Here is a 15,745-nt window from a genome sequence, read left to right on the forward strand (position 1 = left end):
ATCGGAGAAGGATTGTTTTGTTTTGGGGAGGAGGCGTTTGATGAAAGCCGCCATTTACTGCCGCCTGTCGGAAGAAGACCGCGGCAAACAGCTTGCAGATGCGGACAGCGAAAGCATTCAGAACCAAAAGACCATGCTGCTGTCCTATGCAATGGAACAGGGGTGGGAGATAGCCGGGATTTACAGCGACGATGATTATGCGGGCGCGGATCGCAGCCGTCCGGCCTTTTGCCGCCTGCTGCGGGATGCCGAAGCGCGACGCTTCGACATTGTGCTCTGCAAAACACAGTCACGCTTCACGCGTGAGCTGGAGCTTGTGGAAAAGTACATTCACGGTCTGTTCCCCATCTGGGGTATTCGCTTCATCAGCATCGTCGACAACGCCGACACTGCGAACAAGGGCAACAAGAAGTCGCGCCAAATCAATGGTCTGGTCAACGAGTGGTATCTTGAGGACATGTCAGACAGCATCAAAAGCGTGCTCGATACCAAACGCAGAAACGGCCGCCATATCGGGTCGTTCGCGCTGTACGGCTACCGCAAGGATCCCGATCGCAAGGGCGGTCTGCTCATCGACGAGCAAGCCGCTGCGGTGGTGCGCGAGGTGTTCACCCTCTTTGCGCAGGGACACGGAAAAACAGCGATTGCCCGTATGCTCAATGAGAGAGGCGTTCCCAACCCTACCGAATACAAACACCGTCAGGGACTGCGCTATCAGCAGCCAAAAAACAGTACGCTGTGGAAATACGCCGCAATTTCTCGTATGCTGACGAATGAAATCTATCTGGGTCACATGGTGCAGGGCAAATACGGCAGCGTATCCTACAAGTCGAAGGTCAACCGCCCACGCCCGCGCGAAGACTGGTTCCGCGTGGAGGACACGCACGAGGCGATCATTGATTTGGCACTTTGGAATCGGGTACAAACCATTCTCAAGCAGAGGACCAAGCCATTTTCGACCGGCGAAATCGGGGTATTTGCGCAAAAAGCGCGCTGCGCGGGCTGCGGCGCTGTGCTGCGTTCTACGCAGAGCAACGGGCGCAGATATCTGAAATGCCCCAATCACGGTGTCTCACCGACGGCGTGCACCGGCGCCTTTATCGCGGTTGACCGACTGGAGCAGGCGGTGCTGTCCGAGCTGTGCCAGCTGATCGACCGGTACTTAGATGCGGCGGCTCTTGCGTGCAAACTTACCCGCAGCGTCCATTCGGATGCGCAGGAGCAGCGTTTGCAGGCGACAAAAGCATCCTGCGAAAAGAAATGTGCTGCATACGCAAAGAATATCACCGCGCTCTATCTTGACAAGGCAAACGGCATCCTCACGGAGCAGGAGTTCATCACCATTTCCGCGCAGCTCCGCCGGGAGCAGGCACAGCTTGTCGGGCGCATCACGGACTGCACCGCAAAGCTTGCGCAGCTGCAGCAGACAGCAAGGACCCCGCGCGACGCGATTGCGCAATATGTTCCCCCTTCGCATCTCAGCCGCACCATGGTAGAGCTTTTGATTGACCACATAGCCGTTGGGCGGCGCGAACCGGGCACCTCGCAGCTCCCCATCACGATTTACTGGAACTTTTAAACCGCTCGATTATTTGTTTTTACACCATCGCAGCAGAGCAGAAGGCGCGCACCACTTATGACAACCTGCTGCGCCTGATTGACGACCCCGATGTGCGTGAACCGATCAAATTCCTGCGCGCACGTGAAATCGTTCACTTCCAACGCTTTGGTGAAGCGCCGCAACCCAAGCGACAGACGGCAAAAAAGGCGCATAAAGCATTTCGCTTTATGCGCCTTTCCTATTGCCGTATCCGATACCCGCAAATCGGCTTTGGCTGCTGCGCTATTTGCAGCTGACTGTCATCGACCACCATCACTACGGTAAAATCGGCGTTCAGTTCTTCATTGACAATCCGCAGAATTTCCGCTTTTGTGTACGGAAACAAGTGCGAATACAGTCCGCTTGCCGTTTGCTCCCGTCCCGGTGTGCGATATCGCTTGCTCCGCGCATCACAATAGCGGCAGCATTCGATTTCTCCTCGTCCGTCCGCTCTGCGGCGCACCTGTAAGTGGATGCTGCGGCATGACCGATTCTGAAAACAGGTCTCCATGCGGTCAAACAGCGTGTCCTGCCCCTGTGCGCCGTGCCCGATGAGAAGCAGCATTCGGTTACCTTCGTTTTGCTGCTTGTATGCTGCAATGAACGTGTCATCTGTGCAGGCGGCGCTTGCCTGCACGCCGCTGAACCGGATGCTCTCATATTGCCGGTCGAGCTCCTTTGCTATGACCTGTACCAACTCCTGTTTCGTGCACGACCGTGTGGTCAGCCTTTTCGGCGCGGCAGCTCCTGTGCCCCGTCGGTTTCGATCCGCATAAAAGCAGTCTGTGATTTGACACACGCCGCGTTCGACCCGCAGCTTAATAAAAATCAACCGACCGTGATTTGTTTTTATCATACCGCGATAAAGTCCCGCCGAAACCGGATAAAGCATCAAAATCGCGCGCCCTCCCGCTTGCGCCTTCGCTTGCTTCATGTTTGTCCCCCTCTCTGTGCCAAGCTACTGAAATCTATGTTGCGGCGGTTTCTTCTATGCGGCAAAAAGCGGCACGAACCCGATTGGAGTCCGTGCCGCTTTGGCATCATTTTTTAATTTAAGCGGCGCGCTTGCCCGTCATCGTTTGCTGAACGATGCTTTCCATCACTTCTCCGGTTAATGCGCTTTCCACATATCCAAATACATTTCCGTCCGCATCAATCATAAAGGTCGTCGGGAATGCACGGATGCCGTAGGTCTGGAACACTTCGCCGCTTTCATCCATGACAACCGGGAAGGAATAATTGTTATCGGACAAAAACTTCGTAATATGCGCCGTGTCGCCCTCTTGCCCCTGATTCGGTCCGGCGACGCCCAGCACCACCAAATCCTCCGCGTTGCCGCCATACTTTTCATAGAGCGCCTGAATTTCCGGCATCTCGCCGCGGCACGGCGGGCACCAGGTCGCCCAAAAGTTGAGAAACACCGTTTTGCCCTTATAGTCGGACAGGGTATGTGTCTCGCCGTTTTGATCAACTAAGGTAAAGTCCGGCGCGACACTCACCTGCACCTCCGGCTCCGCCACAGGCTCTTCCACAGGCTTTTCTGCCTCGGGTTCGGTCACCGCCGGTGTTTCAGCATCCGGCTGCTGCTGACTCTGCGAAACGTCGACAGCATTCCCGCCGGAGCTGGACAGATAATTGGTAAATCCGTTCATAAATCCGGTAAAGGTCATAACACCCATGATAATCAGCAGCGCTGCGCCGATTTTAACGGTATACTGCACCACATTTTTATATTTTTTGAAGAAATCGAGCACCGCACTGGTAAACAGACCGACTGCAAGGAAGGGCAGAATAAAGCCGAGGGTGTACACGCCAATCAGCACCGCACCCTTGGCCATCGAGGCCGACGAGCCTGCCATGAGCATGACGCTGCCCAACACCGGTCCGACGCAGGGCGTCCACGCAAAGCTGAACGTAAAGCCCAGCAGCAGTGCCGGAATCGGCCCCATCGACCAGCGTTCCAGCCGGAACGGCAGACGATGCTCTCGGTCGATTGCCTGCGAACGGCCGAAAAAGCCGAACTGGTACAGACCGAACAGCACCATAACAATGCCGCTGATGCGTGCAAACAAGATTCGATTGGTGCTAAAAAAGCGTCCTAACGCCGTAAATCCAAATCCCAGCAGGAAAAAAGCTGCGCTCACGCCCAGTACAAAGAAGATGGTGTTCACCATCGCCTGCTTGCGCGGATAATGAATGTTGCCCTCTGCGTCCACCTGCTTGCCACCGCCTGCCAGATAGCTGACATACAGCGGCACTAGCGGTAGAATACAAGGGGAAAAGAAGCTCAATAAGCCCTGTAAAAATACGGTCAAGACCGGGATGCTGGTTTCAACTGAAAAACCCATATTCAGATCCTTTCATCGGTAATTGTAATCTTCCATCAAGTAAAGATTTTCTTGTCTATATCGGCAATGGTGATGCCGCGCAGGCGCTCCTTGCAGTCCCGATCGAGCTGCAGATACAGTTCATCCATAATATCTGCCATGCCCGAGGCCACCAGGCACTCCATATCACTGTCACCGCTTCTCCATGCGGCATCTACAAAGCGGGTATCCAGCGCCTGCGCTACCTCGGCAAGGGAAAGCTGCTGCGCATCCCCGCAAAACCGGTAGCCGCCGACACTGCCTTCCTTCGTTTCCACAAAGCCTGCCTTCTTTAGCTTTGCCATGACCTTGCGCACCCGCGCGGGATTGGTGCAAATGTTCTCCGCCAGTGCTTCGCTGGTCAGCACACAGGCCTTGTGATTGAGATAAACCAAGGCGTGCACCGCCACGCTGAACATACTGTCCATGGTTTGTGCTCCTTTCTCAGTCCTTCACAACATCATACGGCCAATCATTGATACCGCCAAAATCATACACATTCCGGTATCCCAGCTCGAGCAGCTTTTCAGAGGCTTCCTTGCTGCGCCGTCCGCTGCGGCAGTACACCAGCAGCGTTGCTTCTTTATCCGGCAGCGCCTCGGGCATTTGATCTACAATGCTCTCGTTGGGCACCAAAACCGCATCGGCAATGTGCCCTTCCTGATATTCCGCTTCCGTACGCACATCGACCACGGTGACTGTCTGCTCATCCATCATCGTTTTGGTTTCCTCTGCGGTGATTTTATGGTAGACGCCCGCTTCCTCTGTCTTTGCGCTGTCCGCGGCCATGTCGTCCGTCGCCATATCGCCGTTGTTCGTGCCGGCGCTGCCCTCCATCGTCTTATCGCTGCCGGCCGACGGATTCGCCTGACAGGCCGTTAACAGCAGCAGAATTGAAAATACCAGCGGAATCATCTTTTTCATACGCTCTACTCCTTATGTAATTATTTTAATTACAGTTTATACTGTTACTATACAGGTTACAGTTGAGTCTGTCAAGCAGTTTTTCACATTTCCGGATTTATTTCTCCTCAAGACGATGTCCTCCACAATAGGCATGTATCCCCATGATGTAAACCACAAGATACAGTATCTTTCCCATTGACTTCACGCTTGGCATTCGGCGAAGCGAAATGGATGGATTAAACGCCTGACTTTCGCGCAGCGGATTGCAGGTGATGCTGTGCCTTTGGATTTCATAAAAAACCACCGTCCACAACACAGAAACTGCGTTGTGGACGGTGGTTTTATTCATTAGTAATTCAGCAGTTTGATTTTGCCCTCTTCAACCATCGAAATAAACAGGAAACCCAGTTCGGGATCGAACTGACGCCCCAGATTACGCCGAATTTCATTGAGTGCATCTTCAACCGGCATTGCGTGCTTATACGAACGGCGGGACACCATCGCATCGAACGAATCGACGATGCAGAGGCACCGCGCACCGATGGGGATGGCTTCCCCCGCGATGCCGCGTGGATAGCCCTTGCCGTCCCATCGCTCATGATGCCCCAGCACGGCTGGAATAACATAATCCAGCGAAGGCAGATGGCGAATCATCTCAATCGAACGCTCCACATGCTGCCGCATGATGGCAAACTCTTCGTCGGTCAGCTTGCCGGCCTTGGTTAGAATGGAATCCGGAATGCCGATTTTACCGATATCATGCAGAAGACCCGCCTGACGGATGATCTCCACATGGTCGCCGTTGAGTCCGTAGGCCTCAGCCAGTGATGCTGCGTACTGCGCCACACAGTTGGAATGGTTGAAGGTATAATGATCCTTCGCATCGATTGCCGCAGTCAGCGCATAAATGGTCGAGGAATACTCCTCTACAATCGTTGCCTTGTCCATTTGCTGCGGCTCATTATCCGCAGAACGGGTGTAGACCATAATGCGATTCTTGCCGTGCTGCTTAGCGCTGAACACCGCAAGGTTTGCATAGGACAGCAGCTGATCCGGGTTTGCCGCCGCGGTCGGATAATTGCAGATGCCGGCCGAGAAAGTCAGGAAGTGACGCGTGCTCTCCTCCTCCCTGCGGATATCCTCCTGCAGGCGGCGGCCGATTCGTTCTGCAATCTCGCGTGCCGCCGTGCTGTCAAAGAACGGCAGCAGTATGGCGAATTCCTTGCCGCCATACCGTGCAATTGTGCCCTTGCTGCCGATTTCGCTCTCCAAAATTCGGCTGAAGGTGATGAGCATCTCATCCCCCTTCCCGGAACCGTACAGCTCGTTATACAGGCGGAAATTATCCAGATTGAACAGAATGACCGAAATCGAGTGCCCACTCGCCTGTTGGAACGCAACCTCCATTTTGTTGTTAAAATAGCGGCGGTTATACAGGCCGGTCAGCGCATCGCACTGTGCATCGCGCTGGATGGTCTCATACAGGTTTGCGTTCTGCATCGCAATCGAGACAATCGACACGGCGGACTCCAGAAACATGGTTTCATCAAAAGAATACGGCTTGCGGTCGTTCTTTTCCGACAGCAGCGTGATACCCACCATCTGTTCATCACAGCGAATGGGCAGAATCAGGCCGATGTTCAGTTCTGCCAGTGCGCGTTTTTCGGTCTCCCACATGGATTTGAAATAGGAGGAGTGCCGGAATTCGCTGTAGGAAATGCTCGATTCATGCTCCCGCAGCCAGAGAATCAGCGGATTATCCTCCCGCAGCGACATTTTGCGGTGTATCGGCGCACTGCCGGCCTCCGACCAGTAGCACTGATCCTCCCGGTGATACAGGCATACATAGGCATGCTCCACATGCACCGCCTCGTGCAGCAGGTCGACATAGGTGTCGATGATTTGATCGAGCTGCAGGGTGCGGTTGACCGCCGTAGAAAACCGGCGCAGGCGATCCTCGCGCTCAATCTGGTCACGCACAAATACCTTGCTCAGCAGCAGATTCAGCACATTGAACACCAAAATCGCAAGCATTGTGCACAGCACGGCCACAATAATCATTTCATATTCGACATAATCCTGCAGTATGGTATCAAACAGGAAGCGAATCGCGCTGTTTGCGCCGACCAGCACCGAGCACACGACGAGAATGGTCATAAAATAGGCTGCGCCCTTGGATGCAATCTGGCTGAGTGCAAAAATACGCTTTTTACAGAACGCATAATAGATGCAAATCGCGTTAATTGCACAGGCGGCGGTATCGAGCGGCAGGGTATTGAGCACCGGCGCGACCGATTGCAGCACAATTACGATAAACATGACCAAAACGCCAATTAAGAACGGGGTAAAATGAACCGACGGCACACCCTGCTTGCGCAGTCCGCGCAGCATAATCCGCCAGACTGAGATGAAAATCAGCACCGCAATCAGAATCGGCACCGCTGCGAGCGGATGGGTGATATAGCTCAAATTCGGCCGCCCTGCTTCCACAGTGATGACCGGCCGCGACATGTACATGTCGTTGTGGTTCATAATCAGCATGAGAATCGTGGCAGCGCCCCAGACGCACTTCATTACCCAGCCGCGCTCGCCCACATAATGGCCCGCCATTAAATAGTAAAGCCATGGAACCAAGATAATACCGCTGACCGATACTTCCCACCAGAAGTTGGGCGAGGGGTACATTTGCAGGCGCAGCATCAGCGAACCGCCCGTCCACATCATGAATGCACCGAGCATCATCATAAACGAGTAGATCGTCTGATTTTTGCGCGCGGTCAGCAGCGTCATAAACAAAAACAGGTTGCACAGCAGCGCCACTGCGGGAATCAGGGAGAAGATGTGCGGATTCATTGTCATTTCCGCTCGCCCCCTCCTGCATCCCCGGCACGCTGCAGGTACAGTAAGTCCACAACGTCCTGCGTGGAGGGATTGATTTTACGAATAGGGCGGCCGTATTTATCCGCATACCGCGCCATCGTGCCGGTTGTCAGCAGTGTAATCTGCATGGGGTCTACGCCAAGCAGGCGCTTGAGATCCTCATAATCATGGTCATAGTGGCGGAAATAGATGCCCATATGCTCTCGCAGGATGCGCTCGGTAACCGGATAGGTCGCCGCGGCATGCTCGTCCATTTCCACATACAGGTGCATAAACGAGCGATTTTCCCCATCGTACTCCTTAAAGGCAAACCAATCATGCACCTCAAGACGCGACATCTCGATGACGCGCCGCACAGCGTTTTCGGTGATGCGGGTAAAGCCTGCGATGTCAATGACCGACGGAATGCGGTCTATGTATTCAAACTGCGGCATATCCAGTCCGTCGCGCTCGTTGCGCAGCCGCAGGCAGCGATACATGTCGCCCACACGGTACCGCACAAACGCCCCGCCCTTGAACACGGTGATAACCAGCTCATAATTCTGTCCCGCGGTCAGCTCGTTCATCAGATACGTCTTGGGCACATAGGTCGAATCATCCATGCCGCGCAGCATTTCCTGCTCGGGAATGAACTCATAGAAGCAGGCGTCCGGGAAAAAGACCAGACCATTCCGGCTCCAGGTTTCCGTGCCGATGCAGGTCGGCTCGGTTCCGCCGTGAATTTCGAGCGGACGGCAGCCCCATGCCTTTTCCAGTTCATCCTTGAACAGCTCGGTATCCGTGCCGACGCACACAAGTGCCTGCAGGTCGAACAAATCGGCCGGGCGGATGGGCGTGCCGTCCCGCGCGGAGCGGTATTTGGCCATTGCGAGGCGATACAGCATTGTCGGCGTGAAGTGAATCAAATTGCGCAGCTTAAACTTGCCGCCGCCGCTGATAAAGTCGTTAAAATTCTTGGTGATTGTATAAATAATGCTGCTCATGCCGAAAAACATATCGATGCCGCGCTGTGCGGCCAGCTTGAAGCCGACCTTGTTCTGCTCGGAAAACGACATGCGCGCCACATCGTTGAGCGGCGGGAAGAACTGCATATCATATTCCGGCTCAATCAGCAGCGGAAACAAGCCGGTCGCATACGGCAGCGGAGCCAGACAATACAGCGTTCTGGCGCTCGGCTTGAGCGTAAACTTCCCCCTTTGCCTCGATGCGGCAAGCAGCATAGCCGCAAGGATGTTGTTCTGGTACACGCCCAGCATTTCCTTGCAGTACGGTGCGACCTTAACCGGGCGGCTGCCGCTCTCCCACGTGGTTTCGAGCCAGACCATCGGCTCGCTCGGCAGCATCTCGACCCGCTTTTGCAGCAGCACATCCGCGTAGTCGTCATAGGTGGTCAGCGGCACGGTTTGACGGAATTCATCAACCGATGCCGGTATTTTCCCACGGAAAATACGCTGTCCCAGTCCGCTGCGGCCAAACAGCTGTATCTGCTCTTCGAGCAAACGGAACTGAATGCCCATATATTGCTCCATCGACAAATCCAGAAAGCTGCAGTACTGCTTCCAGATTTCCTCCGGTTCCATTTTGGAGAGCTTATCTCTAAACCGCAACGGTGATACCCCCATTTCTTTCCGTCTGCTACCGTTTGCCGCGGCAAGCCGCAAGGCTCACACGGGTTGGCAGTAAAAACGGTATTTCTTTTTGATAGTCGCTATAGCCTGCAATATAACGCGGAAACAGCCAGCGATCCTGAATAAATATGTAAACAAAGTTCAGCAGAGAAAACAATATCGCCCCTGTCAGCATCGACGTTGTTCCGGCCAGTCCCCACAGGCCAAGATAAAACATTGCCAGGCACCATCCCCCCGGATGGCGGCACAGCGCATAAACGCCCGCCGAACACACGGCAATGTCAGCAGTTCCGTAGGTATCCCCTGCCGGAAGTGCGAAAAACAGCACATAAACCTCCGCCAACATCCACAGCAGCGCCCACGCGCCGCTCAGCACACGCAGCACGGATATCGCGCCGTGCAGCGGGAGCAGCAGTCCTGCCGTCCCCCCTGCAAGCAGCAGCGCGCCCGCGGCGAACAGCGGTCCGCTCGCACCGCCGGCTGCCTTGCTCAGGTCGGACAGTACAAACAGCACAAACGCCAACGTGCCCGCGGCAAGCCAGCCAATCATTCTGCTGCCCTTTTGCGGAACACGATGCCGATGCTCTTAGGCCCGGAATACACGCCCATCACCGGCCCGACGCCGCCCATGCGAATCGGAATGTCGGGTGAAATCGCGCGAATGCGTTCGGTCAGGAGTTTGGCCTCTTGCTCCATGCGGGACTGGAAGATAATAATCTCCTCCCCCTGAGCATGCTCCTCCTCATAGTGCCTCACCATGAAGTCCATTCCGTCCCGATATCCGCGGCGTGATATGCCCACGTCCTTGACCAATCCATCCCGAAAAACAAGAATCGGGCGAAGTCCCAACGTATCAGCCGCCAGTGCGCGGATTGCGCCGACACGGCCGCCGCGCCGCAAATATTTCAGTGCGTCAAATATAAAATAAATGCCGACGTTCGGTCGAAGCAAATCGAGCTCGGCAATGATTTGCTCCGCGCCCAGTCCACGACCCGCCAGCCGCGCCGCCTGCGCAGCGACGAAATCCAGCCCGTGCGAGGACTGCTCGGAATCATACACATAAATCGGGATTTGGAATCCCTGCTCCTGCAGCAGCTTGCGGGCGGTATCCGCAGTGGCAAAACAGCCGGACATTTTAGCGGTGCAAAGCACGCAGACAATCTCCGTCGCCCCCATCGCGGCCGCCTGCTCGAACCCTTCGATAAATGCGGCAATCGGCGGCTGCGAACTGGTGGGAACTGTTTTTTCGGTCTCCAGCCTGCGGAAAAAAGTTTCGCTGTCGATGTCGCGCAGCGTGCGATACTGCTCGTCCCCCAAGATGACGATGTCGGATACCAGCACAATATCGTTCTCTGCAGCGTATTCCAGCGTCATATCCGAACCGGTATGACAAACTACCACTGTTTTCTTGCATTCTGACATGTCTTTCCCCCAGTCCTTGTGTATCGCGTTTCAACGTTCTACCACCTTTATGATGCGTAAAACGGTTTCATTTCGCCGATTTTATTGCTTTTTCAAAACCCATCTGTAACCTACGTTCAATACTCTTATTTTACCATATTTCACCCTTATATTGCAAGAATCTTTTCCAGTTGCCCCTTGCTATATCACCGCTCACTTTGGTCAATCCGTCCATTTTCAAACCGTATTTTTTTGGTATAATAGGATATAAACGAGAGTTTTAGGGCACTATTTCCACTAAGGAGGATTCCACTATGACACAAATTAAATTAGTGATAACCGGCATGGGCGCTGTCACCCCCGTCGGCTTGGGGGTGGACGCATATTGGAGCGGCCTGACGCACGGGGTCTGCGGCATCGGGCCAATCACCCGATTTGACGCCTCCTCCCTGCCGATACAAATTGCAGCGGAGCTGCGAGATTTTCATGCGGAAAACTACATGCCGCGTCAGCTTGCACGCACCATGGATCCCTTCATGCAGTATGCTTTCATCGCGGCGGATGAGGCACTGCGCGGCAGCGCGCTTTCTATTGAGCGCGAGGCCGACCGCATCGGCCTGGTCATGGGCACGGCGATGGCGGGCGTTACCACGGTCGCATGCACGCAAGCCGCATTTGACGCGGGAAAGCGCGTCGGCCCCCGGTTTGTTCCGATGGCCATCGGCAACATAGCCGCCGCCCAAATCGCCATTGCGCACGGTCTGCACGGCCCCAGCCTGACGGTAGGCACCGCCTGCTCGGCAGGCGGCGACGCGATTTTGACCGCTGCGCTGCTGCTGCAAGCAGGCGAGGCCGATGCCGTGCTTGCGGTCGGCGGGGAAAGCATCCTGTGCCCGGTTGTCGTGTCGGGTCTGGCGCAGGCGGGTGCACTGTCTCGCCGCAACGACGACCCTGAGCATGCTTGCCGTCCGTTTGACGCAATGCGGGATGGGTTCGTCATCGGTGAAGGCGGCGGCGCACTGCTCATCGAAACACTTGAGCATGCTCAGGCACGCGGTGCGCAGATTTACGCAGAACTCGCCGGTTGGGCGAACACCAACGATGCGCACCACGTCACCGCGCCCGACCCGACCGGCGCAGGCGCCGCCGCCTGCATGCGCCGCGCACTGGAGCGAGCGGCTCTGCCCCCTTCTGCCATCGGCTATATCAACGCCCACGGCACCTCGACCCCGCTGGGCGACCGCGCTGAAACCCTTGCGGTCAAGGCGGTATTCGGCGATGACGCGCCGCCGATTTCCTCCACCAAATCCATGACCGGTCATCTGATGGGCGCCGGCGGTCTGACCGAGGTCATCGCCTGCGTGCAGGCACTGCGGGAGGGCATTTTGCCGCCCACGCTGCACCTTGACACCCCTGATCCTGCCTGCGACCTTGACTATGTGCCCAATACCGCACGCAAGGCCGATATTGCCGCCGCCATGTCTAACTCGCTCGGCTTTGGCGGCCAGAATTCCAGCATCATTGTCACCCGCTGCGAAAAGTAAGGAGTCCTTCACTTGCAACTCACCTATGATGTTTCCATGTTTCAGCAAACCTTTGAGACCGAATTCACCTATCTGAACGGTTTTCTGCGCAATGTTTCCCGTTTTGGCAGCCGTCCCGCGCTGCACGACCCACTATCCGGCCGCCGGTGGAGCTACCGCGACCTAAACGCCGAGGCCAACCGCCTGGCGCACGCCCTGCGCGCGGACGGCGTGGGCAAAAACGATGTGGTCCTATTCGCCCTGCTCAACTCACCCGAATTTGTGTTCTGTTACCTTGCCGCGCACAAAATCGGCGCGATTGCCTGCCCGGTCAACTATCGGCAGGGCGAGGGTGAAATCGCCCTGATGCTTGACGACAGCCGCCCCAAGGTGTTTCTGTACGACGCGGAGTTCGCCGCGCTGTCCGAGCAGGCGCTGCGCCTTGCCGCGTACAAGCCCACACGTTCGGTCATGGTCGGCGGCAAGCCGGACGCTTACGACCGCTATACCGCAGATCAGCCCGAAACCGACCCTCCGGTTGACTTTGCACCCCATATTTATGACGAAACCACCCGTCTTTACACCTCCGGTACGACCAACCGCCCCAAAGGCGTACCGATCAACAACGTGAACGAAGTGCTGTCTGCGCACGATGTGATGATGCATTTTCCGCTCGGCCCGACCGACCGCACCATGAACATGACCCCCTGGTTTCATCGCGGCGGCCTGCACTCGGGCGGCCCCTGTCCAACGCTGTACGCAGGCGGCGAGGTCGTTATCCTGCGTGATTTTCACCCCCGCCGCTGCCTTGAGTTGGCAGAGCGGCTCGGCATCACCTTTTTGATTGGCGTGCCGACCATCATCGGCATGCTGGCACGGGCGCAGGAGCATACTCCCGCCGATTTATCGGCGCTGCGCGGCATTGTGACCATGGGCGCACCCTTTGAAAAGGCCGCGTGCGAGCAGTATATGCAGCTGCTGACCCCGAATATTTTCAACGGCTACGGCACGACCGAAACCTTTTGGAACACGTTTCTCCGTCCCTTTGATTTGCCTGATATGGCAGGTTCGGCCGGCCGTTCGTGCACGGATGATGAAGTGCGCGTCGTGCGGCTCTGCGCGGACGGTCATGCCGCCCCCGACGACACCGTCGCGCGTGACGGCGAGGAAATCGGCGAAATTATCATCAAATCCCCTACGAAATCGGCCTACTGCTACTTTAACAACGCGGAAATGACCGCTGAAAAATTCCATCAGGGCTGGCTGTACACAGGCGACGCGGGCACGTGGGACGAAAATGAGTTTATCACCGTTGCCGGACGCAAGGACGACATGATTGTGTCCGCAGGCGAGAATATTTACCCGACGCAAATTGAGGCCGTGCTCAATGAGCATCCCAAGGTGGCGGAGAGCGCCGTTATCGGCCTGCCCGACCGGCTGCGCGGCGAGAGTGTCGCGGCGTATGTTGTGCCTTCGGACGACAGCCTGACCGTGGACGAGCTGAAGGACTACTGCGTGCATCATCCGATGCTGTCCAGCTATAAATGGCCGCGCGTTTACGAGCTCGTGACTGAACTGCCGCACACCGCGACCGGAAAGCTGATGCATTACCGGGTGCGCGACATGGAGGCCGGTAAAATGCTATAATCCAAAGCGCTGTCGATCGGACAGCGCTTTTCTTTGTGTTGGGGCAAGTGTTCTCCTGCCTGCGCATAGGCTTGCATCAGGAGGGATTCTTATGCTCAAACAACCCATCAAACGGTGCGTCGTCTCATCCGCACAGTGGCTCGACCGAAACGGAATCGCGCATCCGGTCACGCACGCCGTCTGCACGCCCGCCGAACCCGAGGACAGCGTGAAAGACGCGCTTTACCGCATCTTCGTGCCTGAGGAGACATCAGAATGATTGCGCTGTATGCCCGCCAGTCGGTCGAGCGCGAGAACAGCGTGAGCATCGAAACGCAGCTGCAATACTGCCGCGCTGCCCTGCGCCCGCCTGAGCATGCTCAGCCGACCGAAACCTACATAGACGAAGGGTGCAGCGGCGGCAACATCAATCGTCCCGCCTTTCAAAAGCTGATGCGCGACATCGAAAACGGCCGCGTGCGCAAGGTCGTGGTGTATAAACTGGATCGTATCAGCCGCTCACTGGTCGACTTTGTCGGCATTTTGCAGACCTTCAAGGCGCACAGCGTTGAATTTATCTCCTCGCAGGAGGCGTTCGACACATCGTCCGTCTACGGTGACCTCATCCTGAAAATCCTGATTGTGTTCGCGGAATTCGAGCGCACCTCCATCATTGGCCGTGTGCGCGACGCCTATGACAAACGCACCGACCTCGGCATTTACATGGGCGGCCGCCGGCAGTACGGCTTTCATCTGGAGGACACCCTGGTCGGCGGGCTGAAAACCAAGAAATACGCGCCAAATCCCGAAGAACTTGCGCACATCCGCTTTCTTTTCGAGCAGTATGCTTGCGAAAACACCACGCTTCGCTCGGTGCAGACCGCGCTGCTTGCGCAGAACATGCGCCCTCTGGACGGCGCAGATTGGACGACCGCCAAGCTGTCCGCGCTGCTGCGCAATCCGGTCTATGTGCGTGCAGACAGCGCAGTTTATGATTACTTTGCACAAAAACACGTGCGCATTGTCGGCGATTTGCCCAGCTTCGACGGGCAGCATGCTGTGCTGCTTTACGGACGCACCACGCACGACGACACGCTGCCCGATTGGTCAGACATGAAGCTTGTACCCGCGCAGCACGAGGGCGTTATCCCATCCGACCTATGGCTTGCCTGTCAGCGGCGGCTGGCGCGCAACCGACAGGTCGGCAGCAGTCTGTCCAACCAGACCAGCTGGCTCGCGGGCAAACTGGTGTGCACCCAGTGCGGCCATGCGCTGACCACCATCAAAAGCCGCCGCGCGGACGGCACGGTGCGGCGGTATTTCCAGTGCATCGGCCGCTCGCACAAAAAGACCTGCCCCGGCATTTCGTGCACGTTATATGCCGATGATCTGGAGGATTTGATTTCCGACTGCATGCTGCAAAAGCTTGGGCAGTTGGGGACCGCTCCACCGCCCAAGACCGACACGCAGGCCTCTGCGCGAAACGAGCTGACGCTCCGCATACGCGCGGTAGAACAGCGGCAAAGCAAGCTATCCCAATCCCTGCTGGACGGAGAATGGAACGCCTCGCTGCTGCGGCTTGCAAACGAGCAGGCTTTCGAATTAGAGCGGGAGCGCGAGGCGCTTGCGCACAAACTATCGGCGCTTACGCAGCCGGAAAGCACCGCGGCCGGTCTTAATTTGGCAGACTGCTGGCGAGCCGCTTCGTTTGCACAGAAAAAGGCGGCTGCCGCCGTGCTGCTCCGCTGCGTGCTGCTCTCCCCCGACGGGGCGCCCGAGTTGGTTTGGACGCTGTAACGCGCTTAACCGAGCCAG

At 56.3% G+C, this 15,745-nt stretch carries 14 protein-coding genes and 1 pseudogene; 6 read left to right on the top strand and 9 right to left on the bottom strand.

The genetic code is table 11. From position 1 onward, the window contains the following. Positions 1–40: 40 nt before the first annotated feature. Both QOX26_RS01400 and QOX26_RS01405 read left to right on the top strand, forming a co-directional pair. A complete protein-coding gene (locus tag QOX26_RS01400) occupies positions 41–1,579 on the top strand; it encodes a recombinase family protein (protein ID WP_283673097.1) in 1,539 nt (512 codons plus the stop codon). A gap of 26 nt (positions 1,580–1,605) precedes the next feature. Beyond that, positions 1,606–1,857: pseudogene (locus QOX26_RS01405) on the top strand (manganese catalase family protein); the annotation flags it as partial. Here QOX26_RS01405 and QOX26_RS01410 read toward each other — a convergent pair. The 9 genes from QOX26_RS01410 to QOX26_RS01450 form a co-directional block, all read right to left on the bottom strand. After that, positions 1,800–2,534: a hypothetical protein gene (locus tag QOX26_RS01410; protein ID WP_283673098.1), complete on the bottom strand. Its 735-nt coding sequence runs from the start codon at positions 2,532–2,534 to the stop codon at positions 1,800–1,802. The pseudogene QOX26_RS01405 and the gene QOX26_RS01410 sit on opposite strands and share 58 nt — an antisense overlap. Before the next feature lie 118 nt (positions 2,535–2,652). Beyond that, positions 2,653–3,948 (bottom strand): cytochrome c biogenesis protein/redoxin, encoded by a 1,296-nt coding sequence (locus tag QOX26_RS01415; RefSeq protein ID WP_283673099.1) that lies wholly within the window; start codon positions 3,946–3,948, stop codon positions 2,653–2,655. Positions 3,949–3,983: 35 nt separating this feature from the next. Beyond that, positions 3,984–4,394, bottom strand: coding sequence for an RrF2 family transcriptional regulator (locus QOX26_RS01420; RefSeq protein ID WP_283673100.1), 411 nt, complete (start codon positions 4,392–4,394; stop codon positions 3,984–3,986). A 16-nt stretch (positions 4,395–4,410) separates the two neighbouring features. Continuing rightward, a complete protein-coding gene (locus tag QOX26_RS01425) occupies positions 4,411–4,890 on the bottom strand; it encodes a rhodanese-like domain-containing protein (RefSeq protein WP_283673101.1) in 480 nt (159 codons plus the stop codon). 97 nt (positions 4,891–4,987) lie between these two features. Beyond that, complete coding sequence (locus QOX26_RS01430; protein WP_283673102.1) at positions 4,988–5,221, bottom strand: hypothetical protein; 234 nt, start codon at positions 5,219–5,221, stop codon at positions 4,988–4,990. Next, positions 5,221–7,731 carry an HD domain-containing phosphohydrolase gene (locus QOX26_RS01435; RefSeq protein ID WP_283673103.1) on the bottom strand — a complete coding sequence of 837 codons (2,511 nt, stop codon included), beginning with the start codon at positions 7,729–7,731 and terminating at the stop codon, positions 5,221–5,223. The genes QOX26_RS01430 and QOX26_RS01435 overlap by 1 nt, the downstream gene beginning before the upstream one ends. Then, on the bottom strand, positions 7,728–9,359 hold the full coding sequence (locus QOX26_RS01440; protein WP_283673104.1) for a GH3 family domain-containing protein: 1,632 nt from the start codon (positions 9,357–9,359) through the stop codon (positions 7,728–7,730). Before QOX26_RS01440 ends, QOX26_RS01435 begins: the two co-directional genes overlap by 4 nt. A 28-nt stretch (positions 9,360–9,387) precedes the next feature. Next, positions 9,388–9,930, bottom strand: coding sequence for a hypothetical protein (locus QOX26_RS01445; protein WP_283673105.1), 543 nt, complete (start codon positions 9,928–9,930; stop codon positions 9,388–9,390). Then, complete coding sequence (locus QOX26_RS01450) at positions 9,927–10,802, bottom strand: DegV family protein (RefSeq protein ID WP_283673106.1); 876 nt, start codon at positions 10,800–10,802, stop codon at positions 9,927–9,929. Before QOX26_RS01450 ends, QOX26_RS01445 begins: the two co-directional genes overlap by 4 nt. Positions 10,803–11,095: 293 nt before the next feature. Here QOX26_RS01450 and fabF point away from each other — a divergent pair, with 293 nt between their 5' ends. The 4 genes from fabF (at position 11,096) to QOX26_RS01470 (ending at position 15,727) form a co-directional block, all read left to right on the top strand. Next, complete coding sequence (fabF, locus tag QOX26_RS01455) at positions 11,096–12,325, top strand: beta-ketoacyl-ACP synthase II (RefSeq protein WP_283673107.1); 1,230 nt, start codon at positions 11,096–11,098, stop codon at positions 12,323–12,325. A gap of 12 nt (positions 12,326–12,337) precedes the next feature. Continuing rightward, positions 12,338–13,951 carry a class I adenylate-forming enzyme family protein gene (locus QOX26_RS01460; RefSeq protein ID WP_283673108.1) on the top strand — a complete coding sequence of 538 codons (1,614 nt, stop codon included), beginning with the start codon at positions 12,338–12,340 and terminating at the stop codon, positions 13,949–13,951. A 91-nt stretch (positions 13,952–14,042) separates the two neighbouring features. Then, positions 14,043–14,210, top strand: coding sequence for a hypothetical protein (locus QOX26_RS01465; protein WP_283673109.1), 168 nt, complete (start codon positions 14,043–14,045; stop codon positions 14,208–14,210). Further along, positions 14,207–15,727 (top strand): recombinase family protein, encoded by a 1,521-nt coding sequence (locus QOX26_RS01470; RefSeq protein ID WP_283673110.1) that lies wholly within the window; start codon positions 14,207–14,209, stop codon positions 15,725–15,727. Before QOX26_RS01465 ends, QOX26_RS01470 begins: the two co-directional genes overlap by 4 nt. The last annotated feature ends 18 nt before the right edge of the window (positions 15,728–15,745 follow it).

The organism is Butyricicoccus sp. Marseille-Q5471 (genome assembly GCF_951230135.1).
GTDB lineage: Bacteria > Bacillota > Clostridia > Oscillospirales > Butyricicoccaceae > Agathobaculum.

What these genes read in the sequence shown, in the direction of transcription:
- QOX26_RS01400 (WP_283673097.1), top strand. Translation starts at nt 41, where the DNA reads ATGAAAGCCGCCATTTACTGCCGCCTGTCGGAAGAAGACCGCGGCAAA.
- QOX26_RS01410 (WP_283673098.1), bottom strand. Translation starts at nt 2,534, where the DNA reads ATGAAGCAAGCGAAGGCGCAAGCGGGAGGGCGCGCGATTTTGATGCTT.
- QOX26_RS01415 (WP_283673099.1), bottom strand. Translation starts at nt 3,948, where the DNA reads ATGGGTTTTTCAGTTGAAACCAGCATCCCGGTCTTGACCGTATTTTTA.
- QOX26_RS01420 (WP_283673100.1), bottom strand. Translation starts at nt 4,394, where the DNA reads ATGGACAGTATGTTCAGCGTGGCGGTGCACGCCTTGGTTTATCTCAAT.
- QOX26_RS01425 (WP_283673101.1), bottom strand. Translation starts at nt 4,890, where the DNA reads ATGAAAAAGATGATTCCGCTGGTATTTTCAATTCTGCTGCTGTTAACG.
- QOX26_RS01430 (WP_283673102.1), bottom strand. Translation starts at nt 5,221, where the DNA reads ATGAATAAAACCACCGTCCACAACGCAGTTTCTGTGTTGTGGACGGTG.
- QOX26_RS01435 (WP_283673103.1), bottom strand. Translation starts at nt 7,731, where the DNA reads ATGACAATGAATCCGCACATCTTCTCCCTGATTCCCGCAGTGGCGCTG.
- QOX26_RS01445 (WP_283673105.1), bottom strand. Translation starts at nt 9,930, where the DNA reads ATGATTGGCTGGCTTGCCGCGGGCACGTTGGCGTTTGTGCTGTTTGTA.
- QOX26_RS01450 (WP_283673106.1), bottom strand. Translation starts at nt 10,802, where the DNA reads ATGTCAGAATGCAAGAAAACAGTGGTAGTTTGTCATACCGGTTCGGAT.
- fabF (WP_283673107.1), top strand. Translation starts at nt 11,096, where the DNA reads ATGACACAAATTAAATTAGTGATAACCGGCATGGGCGCTGTCACCCCC.
- QOX26_RS01465 (WP_283673109.1), top strand. Translation starts at nt 14,043, where the DNA reads ATGCTCAAACAACCCATCAAACGGTGCGTCGTCTCATCCGCACAGTGG.
- QOX26_RS01470 (WP_283673110.1), top strand. Translation starts at nt 14,207, where the DNA reads ATGATTGCGCTGTATGCCCGCCAGTCGGTCGAGCGCGAGAACAGCGTG.